This is a genomic window from Sinorhizobium terangae (assembly GCF_009601505.1).
GTDB lineage: Bacteria > Pseudomonadota > Alphaproteobacteria > Rhizobiales > Rhizobiaceae > Sinorhizobium > Sinorhizobium terangae.
The window spans coordinates 54,653-69,527 of sequence record NZ_WITC01000127.1 but is presented as its reverse complement, the minus strand read 5'-3'; the positions used below and the strand labels follow the sequence as shown (position 1 = coordinate 69,527).

Below are 14,875 nucleotides of genomic sequence, written 5' to 3'. Positions count from 1 at the left end.
TGCGCAAATCAGAATGGGTCGTCTATGCCAAGCCGCCGTTCGGCGGTCCCGAAGCGGTGCTCGCCTATCTCAGCCGCTATACCCACCGGGTGGCGATCTCCAACAGCCGTCTGATCAGCGCCGATGCCGAGACCGTCACCTTCCGCTGGAAGGACTACCGGATCAAGACCGGCGACCGTCAGAAGGTGATGCGGCTGGCCACCGACGAGTTCATCCGCCGCTTCCTGCTCCATGTGCTGCCCGACGGTTTCCACCGCATCCGCCATTACGGCCTGCTCGCCAGTGCGGGCCGCAAGACCAAGGTCGCAAAGATCCGCGCTCTGCTCGGAGCGGAAACGGCCAAACACAATGATCCGCCAAGCGCTGAGACGATCCCGCTCACTCTGAGACAGCCATGCCCCGAGTGCGGTGGCCCGATGCGCATCATCGAGATCTTCCGACGCGGTCAGAAACCCAGAGCCCGGGCGCCACCGAGAAAGCAGGCCGCATGACAAGGTGCCCGTCACATTGGCCAAAGCCGACCCGAAAACACTCTGCATTCCGGGATCGGATCGCTTTGCGCCCAATAACACTGAGCATCGCAAAAGCGTCGAAATCGGCACCAACGAGACCGCCAGATCTGCTTCCGATCATCGCCTCCCACACCCTCGGGTCGGCGCCTTTGCGTCTGTCGGCAGCGCCGAAGTCCACAACAGACGCCCGCGGCCCCGCGCTTTCCCCATAGGTCCCACCCAGCCTCCGCGGCTTCCTCCTTCCAAGGTTTGTCAACGCGGGCCGCCCAACGCCAGCGGCAAACGTCGCGCTGCGGCCCGCATCGAAAAACCTTCAGGAAAGCAGTCGTTGCAAGTATGCTGTGATAAGCTGCTCAATGTGGAGAAAAGCCTGCCCTGGCGAGACCGCTATAACACCGAATGCCGCAAAATCTCTCGTCCGTCTGTTTTACACCGACTTGTTTCAAAACCTGGCAGCAGCCGAGGAGTGCATCGGCCGCGACTATAACAACGAGCAAGCCGGACATAGGCCGGACGTGCTCCGCGCGCATCCCTCGTTTCACCGGGGCGAGGGACCCAGGCTGATCAGCCGCTTCGCCGCGTCCGCCGCGGCGATGCAGTAGCCACGGTCCCCGTGGATCAGGATCATGACCATCGCCCCTTCGATCAGCAGGAACAGCTCGCGCGCCCGCTCCTTCGGCGACGGCACGTTCGCTTCGGCGAGAAGCGTTTCCAAATGCTGCTCCAACAGGGCCTTGTGCTCACGCGCTATCGAGCGCGCGGGGTGGCCGGACAGATCGGCGAGTTCGATGGCCAGCCGGGTGAAGCCGGAGCCCGCCCAGCGTGGCTTGGAAGACCACTTGACCAAGCCTTCGAACAGCTTGTCGATCAGCGCGTCCGCGCCGCCCGACAGGTCGATGCCGTAATTCTGGAAGTCGGCGAAGCTGCGCTCGTGCTGCGAGGCGAGCACCGCGGTCAGCAGCGCGTCCTTGCTGTCGAAGTGATAGTAGAGCGTGCGCTTGGTGACGCCCGCGGCATCCGCGATCTGATCCATGCCGACGCGGAAAAAACCGCGGCGGCGAAACAGCTTGTAAGCCGCCTGCAGGATTTCGGACCTGGTCTCCTCGGACGCTCTGGGCATGGGGCGCGCCGCCATCGCCGGTAAGTATACTCGCTAGTGAATTTACATCAGCGGGCACGCGGCCTTCAATGATCACCGCAAGCGAATATTCGATGGGAGGACGACGATGGAACGGGTAGTCCCCACAGCGCTCGATGTCCCGACAGGGATCGTAACACCGCCTGACACGGCCGACGCAGCGTCGGTGAAGCCAAAGCTCATGACAAATATGACCTGCATCGAGGACCTGCGCAGGGCGGCGCGTCGCCGGGTGCCGCGCGTCTTCTTCGACTATGCCGAGGCCGGCTCCTATGCGGAGCAGACGCTGCGCGCCAACCGCGCCGACCTCGAGCGCATCACGCTCAGGCAGCGGGTGCTGGTCGACGTCGAGCATCGCGACACGGCAACCACGATCCTCGGCGAGAAGGTGTCGCTGCCGGTGGCCCTTGCGCCGATCGGCCTCGGCGGCATGCAATGGGCCGATGGGGAGATCCTCGCCTGCCGCGCCGCGAAAGCCGCAGGCATTCCCTATACAATGAGCACGATGTCGATATGCTCCATCGAAGACGTTGCCCAAGCGGTCGGCAAGCCGTTCTGGTTCCAACTCTATGTGATGAAGGACCGCGGCTTCGTGCGCGCGCTGGCCGAGCGCGCGCAAGAAGCCCGCTGCAGCGCGCTGGTGCTCACTGTTGACCTGCAGGTGCTGGGGCAGCGCCATGACGATGTCAGAAACGGGCTTTCGGTGCCGCCGGCGCTGAAGCCGCGCACCATCCTGGACATTGCCAGCCGACCGGGTTGGGCTGCTCGCATGCTCACGGCAAAGCGCTGGACTTTCGGCAACCTCGTCGGCCACGTGAAGGGCGAGGACAGCGTCACGGCCGTCGCGGACTGGGTGGCTCATCAGTTCGATCCAGCGCTGAACTGGAGCGATGTCGACTGGATCCGGAGCATCTGGCCGGGCAAGCTGATCCTCAAGGGCATCCTCAACGTCGACGACGCGCGCAGCGCCAGCAAGGCCGGCGCCGACGCCATCGTGGTTTCCAACCATGGCGGCCGGCAACTCGATGGCGCGCCCTCGACCATCTCGATGCTGCCGAGGATCGCCGAAGCGGTAGGCTCGGAGGTGGAGGTGCTGTTCGACGGCGGTGTGCGCTCGGGCCAGGACGTGATGCGAGCGCTGGCCCTTGGCGCCCGGGCCTGCCTGGTCGGTCGCGCCTATGTCTACGGCCTCGGCGCTGGCGGCGAGGCGGGCGTGGCGACAGCCATCGAAATCCTGCGCAACGAGCTATCCGTCACCATGGCACTGACGGGCACGCGGAGCGTCGCGGAGGTTGATGGGAGGGTGCTGAATTAGGGGCTCGAGCGCTGAGACGCCGGCGGGACAGCGCCCCCTCTGGTCTGCCGACCATCTCCCCCTCGAGTGGAGATGGTCGGCTTCGGCGACCACGCCTTCCATGCAGGCGGCGGGCCGCAGTCGGAGCAGCAATGACCGCTAAGGGTCGAAACGAGCCGTGCGTCCGCCGGCCTATTAATGACCGCTTACGGGGCGCTAAGCGGATGTAAATAGTGCCGGCTGCCTCCGGCACGCGAAGCGCCACCGCTGGCTTCCCCTGCCCGCTCAGTTATATGGCGAATTGCAGGCGCGGCGCGGTCCATCGTGGGGCTGGAAGGTATTGTCGGTCGACCGGTAGGAGATGTAGCGCTCGCGGCACCAGCGCATATGGGCATTGGCGTCGTAGCGGATCAGCTGCTGCTGCCGGCGCACGCGTCCCGGGTCGAGTGCTGGCGGCTTCGGCCCGCCGACGGTCGCGCCCGGGCCGATGCCTATGTCGTAAGGCTGGCCGCGATAGCGCGCGGCGGCGCCGGAGTTCGGATAACGGTTGACCTGGAAGTCCCGGTATTCCCGCTCGATGAAAAGCTCGTGGCGGGACATGCCCCGGTAGCCGCTGCCGTAGTTAGTGCCATAGTTTCCCCTGAGCGGCACGCCGATGCAGACGCCGATGCACGGCGTCTGGGCCTTGACCGGCGGCGCGGCCGAAACGGCGGTCAGGAGCGCAAGTGCGATGGTGGCTGCAATCTTCACGGGCTTCACCTTTCCCTTCCTTCATGAAGGAACGTTTCTCACGGCAGAATTGATCCCCCGTCAATATACACCATCTGGCATTGAAAGGCCGCGCGACCCCGCAAGCTCTCTCGCCTACAGCGCCGCGCGTTTTATCGGACGCGCAAAGGGCGCTGTAGCACTTTGAAGCGCTGCATGTTTGTTTCCTTAAATCGGGCACGATTTAGGGAAACATGCAGTAGGCTGGCTACTGAATGCTCCCCCTCAAGACCTGCAGGGCCGCGCGTCCACTCGCTGCTGCCTCGTCGGCCGCGGCATGGGGCGGCTCTCCTGCGCGCCGCCGAATTCAAGGAAATAGCATCCCCCGCGCGTGTGTTTTAACGCGCGGTACCCTCAGCACACGGGTCACCCGTATCCACCGTCAATAGTAAGGCGAGACACACACCTGGCGCGGACCGTAATAGGGCTGGAACGTGTTGTCGTAAGCCCGATAGGACCGGTAGCGCGCATAGCACCAGTTCGTGTGCGCATTGCCACCATAATAGGTCTGGCGGTAATAGCGCGGCGCGTAGTAGCGCGGACGGTAGGTCGGGGCGTAGTAGCCGCCATTGTAGTAGCCGCTATCGTAGTAGCCGCCATTGTAGTAGCCGGGGCCGTAATAACTCGGCTGCGCCAGCGCGCCGCCGAGGAGCGCTCCGACAGCAAGCCCGCCGAGCGCCCAGGCCCAGTCATCGTCGCCGCCGCCATGGTGGTGATGATGGCCGCCGTGATGGCCGCCCCATCCGCCCCTGTGTCCGCCGCGATGACGCCAGTACTGGACCGGCTGCACATCCGGCACCCCGATCTTCGGGGCCGTCGGAGCGGAAATGGTGGGAAACGCCATGGCCGGCGGCACGCTCGTCAGCGCCGTCGCCAGCGACAAGGCAATGATAGATAGCCTCTTCATTGGCTTCACCTTTTCCTCCACAGCGCCGCGCGTCAAACGTGGCGCGCAAACGGCGCTGCGGAACTCTAAGTCTGCTGCATATTTTTGTCCTTAATCGGTTTCGATTCAAGCAATTACGCAAGCAGCAGGAAAGCATTTCGTTCAAATAATGGCCGAATCACGGTACCGCGCGACCCACCGCGAAAAAACTGCGATATCTTGCTCGCGAGACGCCCGCTCGACCGCGACGGCCACTACGGCGTTTTCTTCGCTGCCCGTCACATCGCAACAATCAACTTGACCAACGCAATCCGTCAGTGATGTATCCGAACAGGTGTCCGCCATGTCCCCGGGGCTAAACAACAAGCACGGGGAATGAGGAAATTCGCGGCTACGGCCGAGCGAAAAATCATGCCAACTGAGGAACGCCCTGTCACGCCCGCGCCGACCATCGGGAACGCTCTTGCCGCTACGGCGTTATCGTCTCAACCGCAGCGTTCGTCCTGCATGTTCCCTTAAACCGGGATCGTTTTAGGGGTAAAATGCGGGAGGTGGCCTTTTTGCGTCGGAAGTGACGTTCGGGCGCCGGAGAGAGGGCGCATGCTGCACGGCGTCCGTGCTGTGGCCGGATGCTGGAACGGACACAGGAGCAATGCCATGAGAGTATCTCTGAAAACACTCGTCCTCACATCCGCCCTTGTCGGCGCGGCCGCACCGGCCCTTGCCGACATGTACTATGTGGATCGCGCGCCGACAGGCAGTATCTACTACGCCGATCCGACACCGGACGTCGTTTACGTCGATCCGATGCCCACCGGCAGCATCTATTATCAGCGCTCTTATCGGATTCCGCCGGCGAACCTGGGGGCGGCCCGCGATCGCTACACCAACGAATACCAGGGCAGCCACCAGAACGACTACTACCTGGGCATCACGCCCCCGCCAACAGCGCCGTGAGGCTGTGGGATGTCGTCATTGCTGCATGATTCCTTAAATCGGAATCGATTTAAATCATGCAGCAATTCAAAGCGCTACAGCGACCTTTGCACGTCCGGTTAGACGCGCGGCGCTGTGGCAGGAGGCTGCTCCAGACACTGGAAACTGCCAGTGTCAAGGAAAATATTCCTATAATTGCTCAAACAGAGCACCGCCCTCTCCATATTCACGCAAGCCCTTGTCGAAGAGCAGCGCGTTGAGGCCGCGTTTCAACCATGCGAGTTGCGGCTCCGGCATCAGCCGCAGGCCCTCATAGTCCATGACGCAGACGTTGAAGACAGTGGTTTTCACCTGCCGTCCTTCCGCGCATCCGGAAAGCACGCTGTCGAGCCGCATCATCCGATCGGCGGCCTTCAGCGCGATCCGCGCGCGCTCCTCGGTCGTCTCGCCCGGGTGTCCCGCGACGCGATCGAGCGCCTGGGCCCGCACGCTCGGGTAGGCAATGCCGTTCCGATGATAATAGCGCGCCATCGCCACGGCATAGTCATCGCCCGCCTCGCGCTGCTCGGCGGTGATTCGCCCGTCCAGGAACAGGCGGCCGAGCGTGTAGCCGGCAAAGGCGCTCGTTGTGTCCAGCCCGTGCATGCGCTTGCGCGCCGCCAGTGCCACCGCGATCATCTCCTTTTCGCTCTCCTGTCTTGACCATTCCGGCCGGATCTTGCCGCAGGCAAAGCGCGCGGCATTGACCTTGCGCGGGCGTCCAAGCTGGGCCTTGCGCTTTGCACGCAGTTTGTGGGCTTTGCTCGTCATTTTCGGGGTCCTTTCAAAAGCGGGGTAGGAAAAGTGTGAAGCGGTTTTGCGTCTAGCCCGCGTCAACAAGAAGCGGGGTAGGAAAAGTGGTTCCCGGCATCCGTTCCTCGCCGCGCGATAGGAGAGCACGGTGAGGAAAATGTCCGTCCGTCTCGTCCCAGTCGGGCGCGGAGCACGTGAATCGATTTCTCTGAAATCAAGCGCAACTCCTTGAAACGCTTACGCCGATCGCCAAGCCACGACCGGCTCAGGCCTCCGCGGATCGCCGTTGGACGACGCCGAGTACGGTCACATGGTTGCGGCGGAAGATGCGGCCGATCAGCGGTAGCGAGAGGTCCTTGCGGGCGTCGTAGACGGCGCGCATGCAGGCGTGCCGGGGCTCGACCAGCCGGCGCTCGCGCCGCACGCTGATGATGTCCTCCCAGCTGACCCCCGGGAACCGTTCGAGCACCGCCGCAACGATCTCCTCGACCGGCGGCCGGTCGCCGTCCTCGGCCTCCTCGCCCGCCCGCTGTCCAAGCAGCACCTGCGCCTGGGCGATCAGCCGCGCCCCGGCATCGGCAAGCTCCGTCTCGAGCGCCGCGATCCGCCGCGCCTTCGCCGCGTTGTCGCTCGCAAGCGCTTGGACCCGCCTTTCGAGCTCCGCCGCCGCGGCCGCCGAAACGACCGCGTTTGTCGGCCGGACCAGCCGTTCGCGCACGGCGCCGTAGTGCTTGCTGAGCCGTGCCAGTTGCGACTGTGTTTCTTCCGAAGGGTTCGTCATTCCTCTCTGCTGTTTCCCCTGCCGGCGCGCTCTTTGCCGGCCCTTGTTCTGCGAGCCCAACAATGGCTCAATTCATTTGCCGGCTAAGTTTTTCTCAACCGACATGGTAACTGCACGAAGCGGTCGACGGACACAGCCACCTGCACCGTCTTCGCCATCATTTTTGTCGAGACCGGCGCCGCGATCCGCCATCCATCGATGTTCTCGAATTCCCGCACGGAGCCAGCCGGCGGGAACTCCCTCGGCCGCGGTCGGCGACGTCTGGTTCGGGTGCGAAGCCCTGTCGGTTGAGATCCAGCCGGCAGGGCTTCGCGCTGACCGCCGGGGAGGAGAGCGGCGATCAGTTCTGCGGGGTGCAGGAAAAGTGCGAAGCGGTTTTCCGTCTGCAGCCCGCCCCCCCAAGAAACCTCAGGAGTGCAGGAAAAGTGCGAAGCGGTTTCCGTCTGCACCCCACACTCCCAAGAACCACGGGGCGCGGGCTTTTCCACACCTCAAAGCCGGGGAAGATCGTGCGTGGCGCCCTTCTGCCGACGCCGCTCGGTCCCCCTTCGCGCATCGCAGTAGATGCTCCACAAGACTGATCTAGGGCACCGCCGAAGGCTTGAAAGGCGCGCACCGGACGAAGGTCGGTAAAATCTTACGCTGCCGCCTCTTCATCACCATCCTCCGTTGTTCGCGTTTCCATGTCGGCATGAATGACATTGTTCATGTTGTCATGTCAACATGATTTGTGTTATTCATGTCGATATGTTCCGAACCACGAGCAAGAAACATGTTCCGAGCCATGAGCGACAAAGCTGAAAGATTGCGCGAGGCGCGCCGGAAGGCCGGCTATCGGTTTGCCTCCGATGCCGCGAACGCGCTTGGCGTCATCGCCTCGACCTATCGCGCCCACGAAAACGGTCAGAACGACTTCGAACTCGCCGAAGCCAAGATCTACGGCCGCCGTTTCAATGTCGATCCGTACTGGCTGCTGGAGGGCGACCGCCGGACCGGCAACAGTGCTGCGCCCGTGGAGCCAGTGGGCGTCTACAAGCCGAACGGCACGAGTGTCACCCCGATCGTGGGCCAGGGCAAAAAGATCCCGGTCTTCGGCCAAGCCGTCGGCGGAGTGGATGGTGAATTCCTAATGAATGGCAATGTGTTGTACGAAGTCATGGCGCCGCCGATCCTCTCGGACATTTCCGGCGCTTATGCAGTCTCGGTTTCCGGCGATTCCATGTATCCGCGCTATGAGGACGGTGAGGTCTGCTTTGTCGACCCCAAACGTCCGGTGAGGCGCGGCGACTACGTGATCGCCCAGATCCGGCTCGAAGAAAATGGCGCGCTGCTCGCCTACGTCAAGAAGTTCGTCCGCCACAACACCGCCGAATTGGTGCTCGAGCAGTTCAACCCGCCAAAGGAACTCCGCTTCGACGCCAACACCGTCCACTCGGTCCACTACATCGCACTCGCCGGGAACGCGTGAGGCGCGGGTGGCGGCGCCTCACCCTACCGGCCGTCATCCTCGGGCTTGACCAGAGGATCCGAACACGGACAGCAGATGGCGCCCTGAACATAAGCGGTGACTCGGTTCTGGATCTTCGGGTCAAGCCCGAGGATGACGGAACGGGGAATGCCCGTTGCCCCCATCAAGTCAGTTGAGCTGCGTGGATGCGCCCCGCGCCGCTCTTGATTCCCCATCGAACAAAATTCCATGTCGACAACACCAAAACAACACGATCCGTGTTGACATAGACAAAGTCGCACGCGATGTTGCGGTCAACACAAACAACACGACCGATGCGGCAGCCAGACCCATCGGTGACCGGGAGAGCGCGCCGGCATGTCCATCCTCATGATAAAATCCGGCCTGCACGGCCACATCGACGAACTCTTTGCCGCCGATCTTCGCCGATCGAGCGATGCCGAGAACCAGCAGGCGCTGAAGACCTTTCTGGCGAGTGTTTATTCCAGCCTCGCCTCGCTTGCCTGGCATCTCGGCGCCGATGGCAATGTGTTCCAGCGCGAGGCCCTGCCCGCCTCCGAGCTCACTGACGACGCCTTCTTCGCGCTCAACCACGAGCGCGAATTTACCGTAGGTGGCACCGGCCGCGACCAGCGCCAGGTCGGCACCCACAATCATCGCCAGCAGTTTTAGGTGGTCATGATGCGCGCCGAAACCTACGCCGTCGTCAATCTCGCCGCCTTGAACCTGATCGAGGCGATGAGCGCCGCCTATTATGCGACCGAAGCCGAGGCCGCCGCCCGGCATGCCTTTCGTGTGAGGGAAATGCTGAAGAAGATCGCTACCGCGCTCGAACGGGAGCCCGCCTATGGGACTGTCGAAGCCCTGCATGTTGTGCCAACGTTGGGTGATGCGACGGGGAACGCGCCGAAGCCCGCCGGCATCGCGCCCCCTCAAGCGACAAAGCCCGCCTCCCCTCGCTTGACGCTCGTATCGGGCCGCTCGGCCGCGCCAGCAAGCCCGGCTGAACGGTAGCCGGCATAAGAATAGGGCCAGCGAGGCCCTGCCCCGCACTTTCGCCTTCGCTGCGTCTCCTTGATCGGCATCAAGGTGCGCGCCCCGGCGAGCGACTAAAAGCTTCTTTCATGGATGGTATAGAGAGCGCTCCGGGAAGAGTGCGCGATCCGAAACCAACTGTATGTTTCCTTAAGTCGCAGCCGATTTGAGGATAAGACATGCAACGCGAAGTGCTGCAGCATCCCCTGCGCGTCCGACAAGACGCGCGGCGCTGCCGTTAAGGAGGGGTGTCATGTTCGTCAGGGAAATGACCGAGCAGGAATGTATCGCGCTCGTCGCCTCGGGCCGCCTCGGCCGGCTCGCCTGCTGCCGGGAGGGCAGGCCCTATATCGTTCCGATCCACTATGCGCTCGCCAGCCGATGCCTCTACGGCTTCTCGATGCTCGGACAGAAGATCGAGTGGATGCGCGACAATCCTTGCGTTTGCGTCGAGGTCGACGAGCTTGTGAGCCACAACCAGTGGAAGAGCGTCGTCCTCTCAGGCCGCTACCTGGAACTGCCGGATACCGATCAATGGCGCCATGAGCGCCTGCATGCCTGGTCGCTCCTCGAAAAGCACGTCAACTGGTGGGAGCCGGGCGGCCTGAAGCCCGGCCCGCAGCCGATCGCAGACGCCTCCCCGCATGTTTTCTATTGCATAGACATCGAGGAGATCACCGGCCGCGCGGCGATGGCGGGCGAACCGGTATAAATGCCGTTTAAGCCTCTCTTCCGGGGCCGTTCCTTCGCCTCATGCAGAGATTGCGATGATCTCGAGCTCTTGATCGCCGACGCCGACGACATCGCCGACGGCTTTGCCCATGAGAATCCTTGCGACCGGCGAGACATAGGAAATCGATCCCGCCTTAGGATCGGCTTCGTCCTCTCCCACGATCCGATAGGTCTGCACACGCCCGTCGTCACGGCTGAAGGTGACCGTGCTGCCGAAGGCAACGGTGTCGTTTGATGTCGGGTCGGGCACAAGCTGGGCCGAGCGAACGCGTTCCGCAAAGTAGCGCAGATCGCGCAACGGGTTTGCCGCCTGCCGCCGCCGTTCGTTCACGTCTTCGATCGCGTTCGTCGCATCATAGGCTTCGCGCGCCTGCCGGAGCTGCATTTCGAGCGCCTTCAATCCCGCTTCCGTGACCAGGTTCGGATGGGGTGAAATCGCACGGTCGGGCAGCAGGGTTTCCGCAGCCGTTTCGGCACTTTCTTCCTTGACGAAGGCAACGCTCACGATCGAACTCCGTTTAAAGCAATTCCAGGAATAGTGTATAGCGGTTTTCCATCTGGAATTGCGCAGTCTAGAGGAGCAATTCCCGGAAAAGGGTGTAACGGTTTTCCGTCCGGGAATTGCGTCTTTTCAAGGACGCGATGTCTGACAGCGCCGGCGAAAACAACAGCGTTGTCAGAATCCGGATGCGGCGACCACGGACCCGACCAGTGGCCGATGCGGATGCCTACTATACGATGTTTCCGATCGCCGGCGCGACTGGAATCCCGCCCGGTGCCCAGCGTCCGCTTCCGGCGCCCATGCCGATCTCCACCGTCAACCTCCGCGCGTCCACAATTTGCCAGACACTTCGACATTTCTGTCATGACTTTGCCCTCTAGCAGAGGTTGAGATATCCACCACCCGATTCGTCGCCGACAGAAAGGTCACAAATGACAAGCCTAAAACTGGCAGCTTTCAGCCTGATCGTCTCAACGCTCCCCTTCTCGCCCGCTGCGGCAAACGAAGACGCCTTCCAGTCGAAAGCGAGCGCCGCCTTTGCGGGCGTCATCGAGGAATACAAGATTCCCGGGCTCGTCGTGGGCATGACCAAGAACGGCGAGCATGGCTTCTATGCGACGGGCCTCGCATCAAGTGCCGACAACCGTCCGGTAAACCCCGACACGCTTTTCGAGCTGGGATCGATCAGCAAGGTCTTCAACGTGACGCTGGCGGCGCTCGCCGAACAGCGCGGCCAGCTATCCCTGGATGACAAGGTTTCCCGCCATCTGTGCGCCGACGCCTGCTCGATCGGCAACGACATGATACTCATGGATCTCGCGACCCATCATTCCGGCGGGCTGCCGCTGCAGGTTCCCGATGACATCGCGGACACGAAAGAGCTCGTGAATTGGCTCCAGGACTGGCAGCCGCCACAGCCTGGAACGCGCAGCTATTCCAATATCAGCATCGGCCTTCTTGGCCACATCGCCGCAAGCGCGATGGAAATGGACTATACGCAGGCGGTCGAGACGGTGCTGATCCCCGCATTCGGTCTTGAGAACACCTTTATCGACGTGCCCGCCAAGGCGATGGACAACTACGCCTTCGGCTACGAGCGCAAGACCGACAAGCCGATCCGCGTCACCCCGGGCGTCCTCGACGCGGAAGCCTACGGCATCAAATCGAGCGCGCGCGACATGCTGAAGCTCCTGGATGTGGAACTCGGAAACGCGACCGTTTCCCCGGAGTTGAAAGCGGCTGTTGAGCGCACTCGGGAAGGCCAGTTCAGAACCGCCAAATTCACGCAGGACATGATCTGGGAGCAGTACCCCTGGCCCGTCGATCTCGAGACGATGGTGGCGGGTAACGGCTATGATTTCATCCTTCATCCGCAGAAGGCAGAAAGGATCAAGCCGGCGCTTGCCCCGCAGAAGGATGTCATCATCAACAAGACGGGATCGACGAACGGCTTCGGCGGCTATGTCGTGCTGCTTCCGCGCGAGAACCTCGGTATCGTCGTCCTCGCGAACAGGAACTATCCCAATGAAGCGCGAGTTCGGGCAACCTATGCCCTGATCGAAGCGCTGCTTTCGAACTAGGGCATAGACTCATAAGGATCTGATATCGTGACCTGGATAGCCCACGATATGTCTTCGACCATGTATGAGCGCCACGACGGCGGCAATAGCTTTTAGCTATAGGATGCCAACGCATTACAGCAGCCTCCTAGTCGCCATTTCGACCTGTATCGTTTTTCTGTACGGTTCCATCCGCTTGGGTGTCGGAAAGCGGTTTCGCGTGCCTCTACGGAGGATGTCTGCAGTCGTAGGGTTGCTCTTTGCCAGCTACTTGTTGATCGATGCCTTTGAGGGCTTTTCGATCCTCGTCGGCGTTGGAGTGCTGCTCGCGACGTACGGTCTCTTTGATCCAGAGTTTGGGCGATGGCGAGCAAGCGAGTTAGGAAGCAACCAGGTGTATCATAATTGGCTTGATCGTTGGGACGAGCGGCGGGCGCGGCGCGGTGAGGAAGCGAAGAAAGTAACGGATTTCATTCTCGACGCCGGCAGGGCCATTCCGGGCGAGAAGAGGATAGAAACCATCGACGAGTTTTGTGTCCTTGCGGACCAGGCCCTGTCTGATTCAAGCTTTTACGATGAGCCGAGCGGGAGCACTCAGGGCTTTGAAAGGGACGATGGGTGGCTCAGATTTCCATCGGGCATTTCTACTGACGTCGAAGAGAACAACGTCGTTTGGGCAAAAATCACCGAGAGCGGCTCGCTCGATCAGGCATTGGTGATTTTTCATCACTGGAATGCCAGCGCCCGAAATCGTCAGATTGCCAAGTTTTCTCGCAGCGTGGGATCACGGTTGTCGAGATTGCTATGCCTTATCACTTCGAGCGCAGCCGTCCCGGCTCGCTGTACGCCGATTATATGCTTAGTTCGAATCTCGGCCGAACGATCCAATCTGTAAGGCAGGCCGTATGGGACGGGCGAAAGCTCATCCGCTGGCTGAAGAGCGAAGACTATCGAGAGGTCTCGGTTCTCGGCATGAGCCTTGGCTCATGGGTTGCGGGATTGATCGCTGCGCATGATCCGGGTGTATCGAAGGCCTCATTATTTTTGACGGCGGGTAGTCTCGCAGACATGGTTTGGACGGGGGGCGCGCGACCCGATCGATACGTGACAGCCTTGAGCCCGTAATTGAGCTCACCGATCTCCGAAAGGCATGGAGTCCGCTCAACTTGGAGAATTACGCGCATAATCTGGCACGGCCTGGTCTCGATCTTCACGTTGTGTTGGCTGAGAGAGACAAAGTGGTTTTGCCAGAGCTGTCGGAGAAATTCATGCCGTTTACTGCGAAGGTGACATGATCGTCGCTGGCAAAGAGAGTGACCCTGTTACCGAAAGCCGCAGAAGGCCTCAGGCTGCGGTGTTGGGACGTGACCAGTGCCCACCTTAGATCGCGTAGATCAACGGTCACGTCCTTCTCACTTCGCAATTCAAATCGATGTTTTGGTCCTGCCGGAAGATCGTTGATCACGGCGGCCTCGCATCATTCGTCGCCTTGATAGTGCTGTCAGCTCTCCGATTGAGGTTGGAGAGTGCCTATGCGCGACTGGAGTCGAGCTGCTCGTTCTTCTGTATGACTTCTTGCGCCTTTGCATAGCTTTCGATCAGCAGCTTGTAGGGCGGGAAGATCAGGGTGTACAGCTCGGCCCACTGCTGGGCATCGTCGCGGTGCCAAGTGCTCTGCAGCTCAGACGCGACAGCGGCGGTGTCTGTCGGGACGACACCAGCCTGCACGATGCGAGCCAGCCTGATCTCCTGCGCCATCTTGGAGTAGGTGCCAGAGGCGTCGACAACCGCGAATACTTTATAGCCCTCCTGAACGGCACTGATTGCGGGGAACGCCATGCATACGCTCGTGACCGTGCCTGCGACGATCAGCGTCTTCTTTCCAGTCTTTCGCACAGCCTCAACGAAATCTGGGTTGTCCCAGGCGTTGATCTGACCCGTGCGCGCGACATATTGAGCGTGCGGTGCGGCCTCATGAATCTCGGGAATCAGGGGGCCATTGGGTCCCTGCGGAACAGACGCTGTTGTAATTACCGGTATCTTGCAGAGCGTGGCCATTTTGGCGAGCGCGATAGCGTGATTACGCAATACCGGCATCGGCATATCGGCCACGGTTTGGAAGAGACCACTTTGATGATCGATCAACAGCATCGCGGCGTCCTTGGGGTCGATCACCGGACGAGCCCCATTGAAATTAGCGGGTGCGGTCATGGAGTAATCCTTCCTCTTGGGCTGTGGTGGCGCCTTGGTGTGTTTCTAGAACTGAAGGGGCGCGAGCTAAATTAACGCGAGTTGAAACCGCTTTGCTAGACTAAGACTAGCGCTTACAGAACCCTGTGTCAGGGCAGATCGAAACAATCGGGCCCCCAGCGACGCTATCACAGCAAGCGTCGGGTAGCTGTCGGTGATGTCGGAAGCCTTAAAGGGGCTGCCGGCGTGCAGCGCATCGTAAGGTAGCGCCTTCCCGCAGTA

15 protein-coding genes and 3 pseudogenes are annotated in these 14,875 nt (G+C 61.4%); 11 read left to right on the top strand and 7 right to left on the bottom strand.

The window, feature by feature from the left end; translation table 11 throughout:
• Positions 1-491, top strand: a 491-nt coding sequence (locus GHK62_RS30985; protein WP_193571428.1) for an IS91 family transposase, incomplete at its 5' end; no start/stop codon positions are given.
• A 559-nt stretch (positions 492-1,050) separates the two neighbouring features.
• On the opposite strand, the gene GHK62_RS30980 is transcribed toward GHK62_RS30985, so the two are convergent.
• Positions 1,051-1,647, bottom strand: a complete 597-nt coding sequence (locus tag GHK62_RS30980; protein WP_153442823.1) for a TetR/AcrR family transcriptional regulator — start codon at positions 1,645-1,647, stop codon at positions 1,051-1,053.
• A 184-nt stretch (positions 1,648-1,831) separates the two neighbouring features.
• Between GHK62_RS30980 and GHK62_RS30975 the strand changes: the two genes are divergently transcribed.
• A complete protein-coding gene (locus GHK62_RS30975) occupies positions 1,832-2,965 on the top strand; it encodes an alpha-hydroxy acid oxidase (RefSeq protein ID WP_153442855.1) in 1,134 nt (377 codons plus the stop codon).
• Positions 2,966-3,229: 264 nt separating this feature from the next.
• On the opposite strand, the gene GHK62_RS30970 is transcribed toward GHK62_RS30975, so the two are convergent.
• Together GHK62_RS30970 and GHK62_RS30965 are read right to left on the bottom strand one after the other, a co-directional pair.
• Positions 3,230-3,694: a BA14K family protein gene (locus tag GHK62_RS30970; RefSeq protein WP_283064939.1), complete on the bottom strand. Its 465-nt coding sequence runs from the start codon at positions 3,692-3,694 to the stop codon at positions 3,230-3,232.
• Positions 3,695-4,094: 400 nt separating this feature from the next.
• Entirely contained in the window at positions 4,095-4,619 is a 525-nt protein-coding gene (locus tag GHK62_RS30965; RefSeq protein ID WP_153442821.1) for a BA14K family protein, read from the bottom strand.
• 120 nt (positions 4,620-4,739) lie between these two features.
• Here GHK62_RS30965 and GHK62_RS35315 point away from each other — a divergent pair.
• Both GHK62_RS35315 and GHK62_RS30960 read left to right on the top strand, forming a co-directional pair.
• Positions 4,740-4,977: pseudogene (locus tag GHK62_RS35315) on the top strand (hypothetical protein); the annotation flags it as partial.
• 221 nt (positions 4,978-5,198) lie between these two features.
• Positions 5,199-5,555, top strand: coding sequence for a hypothetical protein (locus tag GHK62_RS30960; RefSeq protein WP_380784563.1), 357 nt, complete (start codon positions 5,199-5,201; stop codon positions 5,553-5,555).
• A gap of 168 nt (positions 5,556-5,723) precedes the next feature.
• On the opposite strand, the gene GHK62_RS30950 is transcribed toward GHK62_RS30960, so the two are convergent.
• Positions 5,724-6,344 carry a hypothetical protein gene (locus tag GHK62_RS30950; RefSeq protein ID WP_153442817.1) on the bottom strand — a complete coding sequence of 207 codons (621 nt, stop codon included), beginning with the start codon at positions 6,342-6,344 and terminating at the stop codon, positions 5,724-5,726.
• 247 nt (positions 6,345-6,591) lie between these two features.
• On the bottom strand, positions 6,592-7,107 hold the full coding sequence (locus GHK62_RS30945; RefSeq protein ID WP_153442815.1) for a helix-turn-helix domain-containing protein: 516 nt from the start codon (positions 7,105-7,107) through the stop codon (positions 6,592-6,594).
• A gap of 784 nt (positions 7,108-7,891) precedes the next feature.
• Between GHK62_RS30945 and GHK62_RS30940 the strand changes: the two genes are divergently transcribed.
• The 4 genes from GHK62_RS30940 (at position 7,892) to GHK62_RS30925 (ending at position 10,322) form a co-directional block, all read left to right on the top strand.
• Positions 7,892-8,575 carry a LexA family transcriptional regulator gene (locus GHK62_RS30940; RefSeq protein ID WP_153442813.1) on the top strand — a complete coding sequence of 228 codons (684 nt, stop codon included), beginning with the start codon at positions 7,892-7,894 and terminating at the stop codon, positions 8,573-8,575.
• Between the two features lie 357 nt (positions 8,576-8,932).
• The gene (locus GHK62_RS30935) at positions 8,933-9,247 is read left to right on the top strand and encodes a hypothetical protein (RefSeq protein WP_153442811.1); all 315 of its coding nucleotides are present in this window, start codon (positions 8,933-8,935) and stop codon (positions 9,245-9,247) included.
• A gap of 6 nt (positions 9,248-9,253) precedes the next feature.
• Positions 9,254-9,589 carry a hypothetical protein gene (locus tag GHK62_RS30930; protein WP_153442851.1) on the top strand — a complete coding sequence of 112 codons (336 nt, stop codon included), beginning with the start codon at positions 9,254-9,256 and terminating at the stop codon, positions 9,587-9,589.
• Between the two features lie 274 nt (positions 9,590-9,863).
• A complete protein-coding gene (locus tag GHK62_RS30925; RefSeq protein ID WP_153442809.1) occupies positions 9,864-10,322 on the top strand; it encodes a pyridoxamine 5'-phosphate oxidase family protein in 459 nt (152 codons plus the stop codon).
• A gap of 39 nt (positions 10,323-10,361) precedes the next feature.
• On the opposite strand, the gene greA is transcribed toward GHK62_RS30925, so the two are convergent.
• Positions 10,362-10,847 carry a transcription elongation factor GreA gene (gene greA, locus GHK62_RS30920; protein ID WP_184109006.1) on the bottom strand — a complete coding sequence of 162 codons (486 nt, stop codon included), beginning with the start codon at positions 10,845-10,847 and terminating at the stop codon, positions 10,362-10,364.
• A 428-nt stretch (positions 10,848-11,275) separates the two neighbouring features.
• Here greA and ampC point away from each other — a divergent pair, with 428 nt between their 5' ends.
• The 3 genes and pseudogenes from ampC to GHK62_RS30905 form a co-directional block, all read left to right on the top strand.
• Entirely contained in the window at positions 11,276-12,424 is a 1,149-nt protein-coding gene (gene ampC, locus GHK62_RS30915; protein ID WP_153442805.1) for a class C beta-lactamase, read from the top strand.
• Between the two features lie 15 nt (positions 12,425-12,439).
• Positions 12,440-12,797, top strand: a pseudogene (locus GHK62_RS30910) (RcgA family putative transporter); the annotation flags it as partial.
• Positions 12,798-13,674 (top strand): annotated as a pseudogene (locus tag GHK62_RS30905) (RcgR family putative quorum lactone hydrolase); the annotation flags it as partial.
• 259 nt (positions 13,675-13,933) lie between these two features.
• On the opposite strand, the gene GHK62_RS30900 reads toward GHK62_RS30905, so the two are convergent.
• On the bottom strand, positions 13,934-14,614 hold the full coding sequence (locus tag GHK62_RS30900; RefSeq protein WP_153442803.1) for a hydrolase: 681 nt from the start codon (positions 14,612-14,614) through the stop codon (positions 13,934-13,936).
• Between the last annotated feature and the right edge of the window lie 261 nt (positions 14,615-14,875).

Bases quoted from the DNA above. Each gene is read 5' to 3' on its own strand.
- GHK62_RS30980 (WP_153442823.1), bottom strand. From the start codon at position 1,647: ATGGCGGCGCGCCCCATGCCCAGAGCGTCCGAGGAGACCAGGTCCGAA.
- GHK62_RS30975 (WP_153442855.1), top strand. From the start codon at position 1,832: ATGACAAATATGACCTGCATCGAGGACCTGCGCAGGGCGGCGCGTCGC.
- GHK62_RS30965 (WP_153442821.1), bottom strand. From the start codon at position 4,619: ATGAAGAGGCTATCTATCATTGCCTTGTCGCTGGCGACGGCGCTGACG.
- GHK62_RS30960 (WP_380784563.1), top strand. From the start codon at position 5,199: ATGCTGCACGGCGTCCGTGCTGTGGCCGGATGCTGGAACGGACACAGG.
- GHK62_RS30950 (WP_153442817.1), bottom strand. From the start codon at position 6,344: ATGACGAGCAAAGCCCACAAACTGCGTGCAAAGCGCAAGGCCCAGCTT.
- GHK62_RS30945 (WP_153442815.1), bottom strand. From the start codon at position 7,107: ATGACGAACCCTTCGGAAGAAACACAGTCGCAACTGGCACGGCTCAGC.
- GHK62_RS30940 (WP_153442813.1), top strand. From the start codon at position 7,892: ATGAGCGACAAAGCTGAAAGATTGCGCGAGGCGCGCCGGAAGGCCGGC.
- GHK62_RS30935 (WP_153442811.1), top strand. From the start codon at position 8,933: ATGTCCATCCTCATGATAAAATCCGGCCTGCACGGCCACATCGACGAA.
- GHK62_RS30930 (WP_153442851.1), top strand. From the start codon at position 9,254: ATGATGCGCGCCGAAACCTACGCCGTCGTCAATCTCGCCGCCTTGAAC.
- GHK62_RS30925 (WP_153442809.1), top strand. From the start codon at position 9,864: ATGTTCGTCAGGGAAATGACCGAGCAGGAATGTATCGCGCTCGTCGCC.
- ampC (WP_153442805.1), top strand. From the start codon at position 11,276: ATGACAAGCCTAAAACTGGCAGCTTTCAGCCTGATCGTCTCAACGCTC.
- GHK62_RS30900 (WP_153442803.1), bottom strand. From the start codon at position 14,614: ATGACCGCACCCGCTAATTTCAATGGGGCTCGTCCGGTGATCGACCCC.